Consider the following 9,060-nt stretch of genomic DNA (forward strand, 5'->3'; position numbering starts at 1 on the left):
GGATATTGGCCTCATACAGCCGGTCCAAATGGCGAGCAATGGCATCGTCGTTGAACCAAGACGGATCCAATCCTGGCCGGATCAGCTTGGGCAAGTCGATGTCATGCGCCCACCGTTCCAAATGAACTAGGGCTTGCCGGCCGCTCAAGATATCCAAGAGAAGCAGCCCGACCACATCACTGGCTCGGGTTTGGCATTGAGGATCCACCGGAACCAGCCGGTCCATCAGCTGAGGAAGGCCAAGATCTTTGAAAATGGTACTTATTATATTCAAATAGGAACTTTCATAAATCGCCCGAATTCGAACGTCCATGATGGAAAAACTCCTTTGCATTCCTTGTGTGTCAAGGACCTATTCGACACCGGGATGAAAAAATCCTCCCGATTTTGGTCGAGAGGGTGCGAAATGTGAGTTACATAGTTTAAATAACCTTTTAGTCTCCTTATATCCAGTTATATCGGGCATGAGCTCGAGAAAATCTACGTATTTAATTAATTCATCAATAAATTCCTCGTGAATAGAATCTCTGTAACATAATCCTATTTTCATTCATCTTCTCCCCTTATTCGCGCAAAAAATACAAAAATAAACAAACTTAACGTAGCGTTTATTAATAACATCAGATGAACAGTAAGGAAAGTGTACATGGCGAAAAAACTAAATAATAAAGTAGAGACGGATGTAACAACATTAATTAATTGCATTAGCTCCCTCTTGTCCCTTGTTTTATTTTTCTGAAGAAAAATCGTATTTATATAAACATTTATGCTCACGCCTAGAGTGATAATAGTACTCAGTACTATAACTTGAAAAATAAGGGAGACATCAACATAATATATCACCATGAAAAACACAGTTAATATAAAGTAAAAGAGAGGAATATACTTACTCCAAATCCTATCCTTCAGATATCTCAGAAATAAAATGTTCATTATTCCCGGCAATACAAATGGAATAAAAGATAACTTGATCATGCCTGCCTCATTAAATCTTTCTACTAAAGACGGTATCCATAGAATGGGAATCGATGATATGAGCCCAACAAATAGTAACAAAAATAAACTATTTACTTTCGTTTTACCGGCCATAGAAGCCTTGCTATATGAAAAACCATGTTCAACATTTACACTTGCCATAACTAAAAACAAAATGAATGATAAGAAAATGTATATACTTAAAGGGATACTGAAAATGAGGTCCCCTACTCCAAATCCTATAAGTTTTGCTAAATTCCCAATTATACTAATTTTCACCATGCCACCAAATAAGCGTTTCTCCTCTTCGAATATTTTTCTTTCCAAACTTCTTCCAACATACGAAGAAGAGAAAACGGAAATGGCGTATACAGCTAATAAGATCATTCCTTGATCTTTTAGAAAAAACGATAAAAAACATCCATGAGTAAGCTTTTACTCGCCACCCAAGCATGAAAATAACCGCTCATGGATTCATTATTTTCACAGAAAAAATAGTATCAATAAAAGAAAGCTTGTCACTGCACTAATAAGCCGAGAATGTAAAGTTGAAATTTTCTTTATATAAGAAAAGTCAATAAAAATGAACATGCTAATAATCGAGTTTATAATTATAACCCAAAAAGGGGATATGTGGGAAATAGATACAATTCTAGTTATCGTGTAGGAGTAAAGAATACCAGATAGCAAAATTAAAAATAAGTATAGTAAAGCAATAAATTGGATTTCCTTACCATATCTCATAATACACTCTTTCCACTTCTTGTGTTTTTTTGAATTCTTCATACTCTAGTATGTGATTGAAAAAAAAGACAGATGCGTCCTCCCCATCTTCCGAAACATATAGCTCATAACCATCCTCGAATTTTACTAATATTCCATAATTAAAATCTCTAAAATAACTAACCATCGTTTCTAAAATAGACCTTACTATGTCATACATATGAATCTGATAAGTATACTTAACGACTTCTAAGAAAAAAAAGAAAGAAAACGAGCAATCCCTTTCAAAGTAGATTCGAAGTATGTCAACTTGAACATTTGGAGGGAGTTCGACATTCTTAGGTAAATACTCTTTAAATATAATCATAAATCGATCGAGAGATTGAATGACAAATTCCCCAAAAATTTCATCCCTAGAATAAATATACATTGAGTACACATGCAAGTAAAAGCCCCCCATGGCTAGCACCTTTATGTAGGCGTAGCCATGGAGGTTTAACTTACCAATCATAGCAAGTTGCTTTAGCTGGTTTTTTCCTAGACTTCTTGATCACTTTTACTCGCATGTTTTTCCTCCTTTCTACTGAAAATCGTATACATTACCAATTATATATATATACCCGTGGTGCTAGTTGAGTCTTAACGCTCAACTAGCCCAAGAACAACAAGCGAGTAAGCCAGTAAAATACCATCCAGTGCCGTTTCAAATCCAGAAACCGAGTTCGCTCGAATCTCGGTGATCCGATACGAATCGACTAAAATCGAAAACACGGTTTCCACCACTTTACGTTTTCGCTTCATCCACTGTTTCCATGCGTCCGATTGGCGGATTCGCTGATTTTTTCGAACGGGCGTCCAAAAAGCGACTCGGTGCTCTTCGTACAGCTTCTTTTGCAGCTTTTGGCTGATATACCCTTTGTCACCGAGGTTATACGGATGTGGAATTTGCGTCATAACGGTTTCAGCGGCCACCCGGTCGTGACAAGACGCTTCGGTGACAACATATCCCATCGGAAGCCCTTGGTCGGTGACCTGCAGGTGAAGTTTCCACCCATAGAAAGTGATCCTTTTGGAAGCACAATAGCCAATATCGGCAATTCCACGGAATCGTTTGACGCGATGCATTCGAGCTGAATGACACAGCTCGATCGGCAAGCTGTCCACGACCGCATACGCATGGTGTTGCCCACGCTTGGCCAGCTGGTGCCGAATCCACTTGATCGCAAAGCTAAGCGCTCGGCAGCGACGGTTGTACCGAGAACGCTCAGGGAACAAGTCCTTGGGAAACAAATTCCCAATCACAAACCGATGCCAAGCCCGTTCGGAAGTGAAGCCCAACAACTTTCCAAGGACATGGATGGTGATGATGACTTCGTCTTTCTGTTTCAACAAATGACGATTTCGACGTTGAAGAGGAATCTGGATACTCGATAGTTGAGCCGATACAAAAAGCAAAATCGATGCATATTGTTTTTGAAGTTTGACACGATCTGTAGTAAAATGAAAGTGCTCTTGCATGGGGATTCTCCTTTCGAATGGTAGGTCGCACTTTCATTCTACAGGAGATTCGCCAAGCAAGGGCTATTTTTTATGCTTGTCTGATTTTATCTAGCACCACGGGTATATATAATGATTTACCAACACTCGAAACTGAAGGACTTTAGAAATTATTTGCAATTGACAATATCAACTGTAATCATTATTATTACAGTTAGGAGGAAGGTTCATTATGAATAGCGATTTTTCGATTGCCGTTCACTGCGTCGCTTACCTGGCCCAAAAGCAAAGCCAACGAGTGACCAGTGAAGACATTGCCCAAAGTGTTTCTGTCCACCCAGCAAGATTAAGGAAAATTTTGAGCATATTAAGGAAAGAAAATATTATTACTTCTAAAGAAGGGGCAAAAGGCGGATTTTCTTTAAACGATCCACCTGAACATATTACGTTAGACAAAATATTTAAAATCACTAGTGAGGAAACGCTTGTACCGAAATGTCCTGATTCCAATGAGAATTGCCCAATAGGCAGAAACCTGTCAGATATACTCATTCGCGTTTGTCACAATGCGGAACAACACTTTTTAAACTATTTAAAAGGTGTAACGATCAAAGATATCATTGATGAAATTAATAATAGTTAGTTTTCATACCTGAAATAAAAGTACAACCAATACTTTGTGTTAGTTGTGCGTCATAAATTTTTTTTGAACATAACTGTAACAAAAAACATTTCAGTTTAAGAGGGTGAATAAGGTTGAAGAAAAAACGAGTTGTCGTCGGAATGTCTGGTGGAGTTGATTCTTCTGTGGCCGCTTACCTTCTAAAACAAGAAGGGTATGAAGTAATCGGTGTATTTATGAAAAATTGGGATGATACCAATGATGATGGTGTATGTACAGCAACGGAAGATTACGAAGATGTTAAAAGAGTTGCCAATCAACTTGGGATTCCTTACTATAGCGTGAACTTTGAAAAAGAATATTGGGATCGTGTATTTACGTACTTTATGGATGAGCTGAAGCGAGGGAGAACACCTAATCCAGACGTTTTATGCAATACAGAAATTAAGTTTAAAGCGTTCGTTGATTATGCACTTTCACTGGATGCTGATTATATCGCGACAGGTCATTATGCAAGAGTCAACAGAGAAAATGGCCAAATCACCTTATTGCGTGGAAAAGATCCCAATAAAGATCAAACGTATTTTCTTAGCCAATTAACAGCAGAACATTTGTCAAAAGTCCTGTTTCCTCTTGGAGAATTAACGAAAGATGAAGTGCGAAAAATCGCACAAGAATTGAACCTTGTTACCGCCAATAAAAAAGATAGTACAGGAATCTGTTTTATTGGGGAAAGAAATTTTAAAAGATTTTTAAAGAATTTTTTACCGGCACAGCCCGGAGAAATTCGCTCTCTAGATGGAGAAGTGCTAGGTACTCATGATGGGTTGATGTACTACACGATTGGCCAACGAAAAGGACTTGGAATCGGTGGAAAAGGAACAGGTGAACCTTGGTATGTCGTCGATAAAGATTTAGAAAACAACGTTTTACTCGTCGCTCAAGGAAAGAATCATCCTGCTCTGTTTTCTACCGGTCTTATTGCATCTAACATTAGCTTTATTAATGGGGATGTTCGTCCACGCACATTTGCATGTACAGCTAAATTTAGATACCGTCAAGAAGATCAGAAGGTAACCGTTCATATTCGTCCGAATGGAACGGCTTTTGTGGAATTCGAAAAACCAGTCAAAGCCGTTACTCCGGGACAAGTAGCGGTATTTTATGACGATGAGGTTTGTCTTGGCAGTGCGATTATTGACGAAGTGATAAAAATGGATGCTTCAACTGCCACTGCGGCATCTTAAAACAATACACTATTTGACTATAGAATGACACCCTGTATGCACGCTATCTTGTCAGGAATAATAAGTGCTGTGATAAGGAATAAATCTCGGGGAATTTTATCGGCTATCATACAAAGAGTAACTACAAAACATCATACTGAATCATCTTTAAGATATTTTATGTTTTGATGGAACGTTTTTCTAGATACAACGAAATTAAAAAAATTAAAAAATAATTGGAAGGTAGATGTGAAATGGAAAAATTTAAAAATCACAAAGGGTATTCACGCATGTATCAAGAAAACAAACTAACTTTAGGATTGTTCTTTCCGATTGAATCGTATATGGGCGATGTCCCTGAGATGAATATAGAAAAGCAAATGAAGTTAGCCAAACGAGCAGAAGAACTCAATTTCGCTTCATTATTTGTGAGAGATGTACCGTTGCGCGATCCTAATTTCGGGGATGTCGGGCAAATATATGACCCGTTTACGTATTTAGGGTATGTTGCTGCCAACACAGAAAAGATTGCCTTGGGAACGGGAAGTATTATTTTAACATTGCGCCATCCTCTTCATGTCGCAAAAGCGGCGGCTTCTGTAGACAGATTATCTGGTGAAAGACTTATTCTCGGTGTCGCAACAGGTGACCGTCCAATCGAGTTTCCAGCTTTTTCTGTGAATCCAGAAGATCGGAGCGAATTATTCCGAGAAGCAATTGGTGTCATGAAAAAAGCATGGAAAGAGCATTTTCCTGTCATTGACTCTTTACGAGTGCATATGACAAATGGAGATCTTTTGCCAAAACCGAAATTGTCAGACATACCAGTAATGGTGACAGGTCACAGTGGACAGTCTCCTGAATGGATTGCTGAACATAGTGATGGCTGGATTTACTATCCACGTGCACTCAAATTTCAAAGAGCATTAATCGAGAATTGGCGTTCGTTAACAGAGGAATTTAAGCCATTTACCCAATCGCTTTATGTTGATTTGGCGGAAGACCCATATCATGTACCAATACCGATTCATCTTGGATTCCGTACGGGCCGCGTTTTCCTTATCGAATTTCTTGAAGCTTTGCGAGATGCAGGTGTGAACCATGTCATCATCAACTTAAAATATGGCCAACGCCCAGTAGAAGAAGTGATCGAAGAATTAGGTGAATTTGTGCTTCCACACTTTCCGGCTTTATCATGATGAGGACAATCCATTTGGTTGATAACCTTTAAAGACGTAAATATAAGAAAGGGAGGATGCGTATGAAAGTTTTGGTCATTGGCGCCAACGGAAAAGTAGGCCAACAAGTGGTGAGCATGCTTCATGCGCATGAGCGGCACACCGTTCGTGCGATGGTTCGAAAACAAGAGCAATTGGCGGCTTTTCAGAAAAAAGGAATTGAAGCGGTGCTCGCTGATCTTGAAGGTACTGTCGATGAAATTGCCGAAGCAGCCAAAGGCTGTGACGCGATCGTATTCTCCGCCGGTTCAGGTGGACACACAGGGGCGGATAAGACATTGCTTGTCGATTTAGACGGTGCCGTAAAAGCGATGGAAGCTGCAGAAAAAGTCGGAATTAAACGATTTGTCATGGTGAGCTCATTCCAGGCCCACAACCGTGAGAACTGGCCAGAAAACCTCAAACCTTATTATGTCGCCAAACATTATGCTGACCGTATGTTAATGAATAGTGGTTTAAATTATACGATTATTCGTCCTGGATATCTTCTTAATGAAAAAGGCACAGGGTTGGTTGCTGTAGCAGAAAACTTAAATGTCGGGAGCATTCCACGTGAAGATGTAGCAAGAACAATCGTTCAATCTCTTGATGAACCAAATACGTATAAAAAAGCATTCGATTTAATGTCGGGGGATACAGAGATTGCTGAAGCATTGAAATCACTGTAATGAAGCATTCATCCGAAGGGAGAATTTAGAAACATGGCTTACAAATTTTATGCAATGGATTTTGCTTTTTATAACTCCATGGGCATTTATAGCTTTGAAGCTCGGTGTGAAATGCTAAAAGAGATCGGGTATGATGCGACCCATTTATCCGTCTGGCACGGAGAACGGTGGAGAGATGTAGAGAAGCTGAAAAACGTTAAGGAGAAATATGGACTGGATGTCGCTGGCGTGTACGTTGTGTTAGACCTTTCATTAGGTGAGGACCATCCAAGAAATACGGGTATTTTAAAAATGCTGGAGATCATGGAAGGATGCTCCACGGTCGAGCTGGCGATTCAATCTGTCGGACATCATATACGCCCTTCAGACCCTAAAGGGGACGACATCGCTGTGAAGTGGCTGGAAAAAGCACTGAAGATTGCGGAACGAAGAAACATTAATATCTTACTTTACACACACTTATCATTCTGGGTTGAACGCCATGAAGATGCAGTAAGACTTTGCAAGCGTCTCAATCATCCTAATCTCGGCATTGTATTTTGCGGCTACCATTGGTACGCAGTCGATGGAACAAACCTATTAGGTACGCTTAGAGCGGTATCCCCTTACTTAAAACAAGTAAACATTTCTGGCAGCCGCCGAGATCCTCACGGTTTTGGGGGAGTGGCGACAATCGAGCCTTTGGACTCCGGGGAGTTAGATAATTTTGCGTTACTTGGGCAGTTAAAAAAGATGGGGTATAATGGAATGATTGGTTACCAAGGTTGGAGTGAAGGAGGCGACGCTTACAGTAAGCTAAGCCGTTCACTCAAAGCGTTCCGTGATATGGAACGTAGACTTGAGGCACACCCGCATTGGGCGGATTTAAGATTAACTCCATAATCATTCCTTCATCCGCTCCTTTGATTGACTCGTTTAAAGGATACAGGTTGGCTAAATAATAATACCTGTCAAATAGATACGTATAAAAGAGTGAACCTTATGCGGCAAGAGTTCGGCATTCCACCGGACTCTTGCCGTATTTTGTTTATATTCGTTTTTCGTTATAGTTGGATAAAGATGAGATAAATAAGGGATGCATAACAGATATCAGCTTCATCGAATTGAAGCTCCAATCATGCTTCTAATGATAAATTTTAGGTTCATCACCCAATTTTGTGATTTAGTGGCAAAAAAGAGAAAGCACTGACGAGATCCTGGCAATAATGTTAGCGGTGAAATAAACATTAGGGAGGTCTCGTAAGTGCTTTCTATATCACTAGGATTGCCAGAATTTAAAGTGATTAAACAAGAACTTCTTTCCTATGGTTATGCGATTCATGTAGAGAAAACAGAGACACAGGAACGTTGCCCTCATTGTGGGTTTGCCACTTCCTCTGTCCACGACAGACGGACAAGAAAAGTACGGGATTTGGCGATTTTCCATCAACCGGTGTACTTGTTCGTAAAGGTAAAGCGCTATCGGTGCTGGAATTGTTCCCAAGTGTTTTCCGCCTCTTTGGAATCGATTCCACCCAATCAACACTACACCAATCGATTTTGTGAGTACTTGCATGAACTTTGCGAAGGCTCCACCATTCAAGAGGTTAGCCGAAAGCACCGCATCCCATATACGACATTGGAACGCATTTATTACTCCATCGCATCGAAAAAAGCAAAAGAGCGCCAAACAGCAACGGAGGCATCTTTTCAGGAAGGGATGGTGCTTAGCTTAGATGAAATCGCGGTAAAAAAGGGACATCAGTATGAAACCGTATTTATGCAGTCATTTTCACTTCAGAACGTACTGAAGGTGATAACGGTTACGGTCAAATGGCAGAAAAAATGGTAGAGTTAACTTCCCAGCAACCAGGTTTTCTGGGGGCAGAAAGTGTTCGGGATGAATCTGGACTAGGAATTACTGTTTCTTATTGGAATTCATTGTTTTAACGCAGGAGACCCCCACTTCAACGAATGAAATGAGCAAGTGGGGGAGGAATGCGCCTTCCTCCCTCTAGAAATGTTGATATATCAAGGCTTTTCGGCCTCTCAGGGGTGCCGAAAAAATATTTTTCGACAAAATCCCTTACATCCTTTTTCAGTTTTGTGGATATCTTACAGACCTAGGGTGC

At 40.1% G+C, this 9,060-nt stretch carries 8 protein-coding genes and 2 pseudogenes; 7 read left to right on the top strand and 3 right to left on the bottom strand.

Annotated elements, in window-relative coordinates; translation table 11 throughout:
• From ACTVDO_RS16940 to ACTVDO_RS16950, 3 genes are all read right to left on the bottom strand, one after another.
• Nucleotides 1-313: DUF4277 domain-containing protein (locus tag ACTVDO_RS16940; RefSeq protein ID WP_442901924.1), on the bottom strand; the 313-nt coding region annotated here is incomplete at its 3' end.
• Nucleotides 314-546: 233 nt separating this feature from the next.
• A complete protein-coding gene (locus ACTVDO_RS16945; protein WP_442901925.1) occupies nucleotides 547-1,362 on the bottom strand; it encodes a hypothetical protein in 816 nt (271 codons plus the stop codon).
• Nucleotides 1,363-2,337: 975 nt separating this feature from the next.
• Nucleotides 2,338-3,216 (bottom strand): IS982 family transposase, encoded by an 879-nt coding sequence (locus ACTVDO_RS16950; protein WP_328269288.1) that lies wholly within the window; start codon nucleotides 3,214-3,216, stop codon nucleotides 2,338-2,340.
• A gap of 211 nt (nucleotides 3,217-3,427) precedes the next feature.
• Here ACTVDO_RS16950 and ACTVDO_RS16955 point away from each other — a divergent pair, with 211 nt between their 5' ends.
• The 7 genes and pseudogenes from ACTVDO_RS16955 to ACTVDO_RS16985 form a co-directional block, all read left to right on the top strand.
• A complete protein-coding gene (locus ACTVDO_RS16955; protein WP_020961346.1) occupies nucleotides 3,428-3,838 on the top strand; it encodes an RrF2 family transcriptional regulator in 411 nt (136 codons plus the stop codon).
• Nucleotides 3,839-3,951: 113 nt separating this feature from the next.
• A complete protein-coding gene (mnmA, locus tag ACTVDO_RS16960; protein WP_020961347.1) occupies nucleotides 3,952-5,064 on the top strand; it encodes a tRNA 2-thiouridine(34) synthase MnmA in 1,113 nt (370 codons plus the stop codon).
• Nucleotides 5,065-5,297: 233 nt separating this feature from the next.
• The gene (locus ACTVDO_RS16965; RefSeq protein WP_020961348.1) at nucleotides 5,298-6,242 is read left to right on the top strand and encodes an LLM class oxidoreductase; all 945 of its coding nucleotides are present in this window, start codon (nucleotides 5,298-5,300) and stop codon (nucleotides 6,240-6,242) included.
• A 62-nt stretch (nucleotides 6,243-6,304) separates the two neighbouring features.
• Nucleotides 6,305-6,949, top strand: a complete 645-nt coding sequence (locus tag ACTVDO_RS16970) for an SDR family oxidoreductase (protein ID WP_020961349.1) — start codon at nucleotides 6,305-6,307, stop codon at nucleotides 6,947-6,949.
• Between the two features lie 33 nt (nucleotides 6,950-6,982).
• On the top strand, nucleotides 6,983-7,831 hold the full coding sequence (locus ACTVDO_RS16975) for a sugar phosphate isomerase/epimerase family protein (RefSeq protein WP_020961350.1): 849 nt from the start codon (nucleotides 6,983-6,985) through the stop codon (nucleotides 7,829-7,831).
• Between the two features lie 361 nt (nucleotides 7,832-8,192).
• Nucleotides 8,193-8,717, top strand: a pseudogene (locus ACTVDO_RS16980) (transposase family protein); the annotation flags it as partial.
• Nucleotides 8,705-8,872 (top strand): annotated as a pseudogene (locus tag ACTVDO_RS16985) (antibiotic biosynthesis monooxygenase family protein); the annotation flags it as partial. The pseudogenes ACTVDO_RS16980 and ACTVDO_RS16985, both read left to right, overlap by 13 nt.
• Nucleotides 8,873-9,060 lie beyond the last annotated feature (188 nt).

The sequence above is a fragment of the Geobacillus sp. BK01 genome (assembly GCF_052220245.1).
Lineage (GTDB): Bacteria > Bacillota > Bacilli > Bacillales > Anoxybacillaceae > Geobacillus.

Excerpts from the sequence above, each read along its gene's own strand:
- ACTVDO_RS16945 (WP_442901925.1), bottom strand. The coding sequence starts at position 1,362 with ATGATCTTATTAGCTGTATACGCCATTTCCGTTTTCTCTTCTTCGTAT.
- ACTVDO_RS16950 (WP_328269288.1), bottom strand. The coding sequence starts at position 3,216 with ATGCAAGAGCACTTTCATTTTACTACAGATCGTGTCAAACTTCAAAAA.
- ACTVDO_RS16955 (WP_020961346.1), top strand. The coding sequence starts at position 3,428 with ATGAATAGCGATTTTTCGATTGCCGTTCACTGCGTCGCTTACCTGGCC.
- ACTVDO_RS16965 (WP_020961348.1), top strand. The coding sequence starts at position 5,298 with ATGGAAAAATTTAAAAATCACAAAGGGTATTCACGCATGTATCAAGAA.
- ACTVDO_RS16970 (WP_020961349.1), top strand. The coding sequence starts at position 6,305 with ATGAAAGTTTTGGTCATTGGCGCCAACGGAAAAGTAGGCCAACAAGTG.
- ACTVDO_RS16975 (WP_020961350.1), top strand. The coding sequence starts at position 6,983 with ATGGCTTACAAATTTTATGCAATGGATTTTGCTTTTTATAACTCCATG.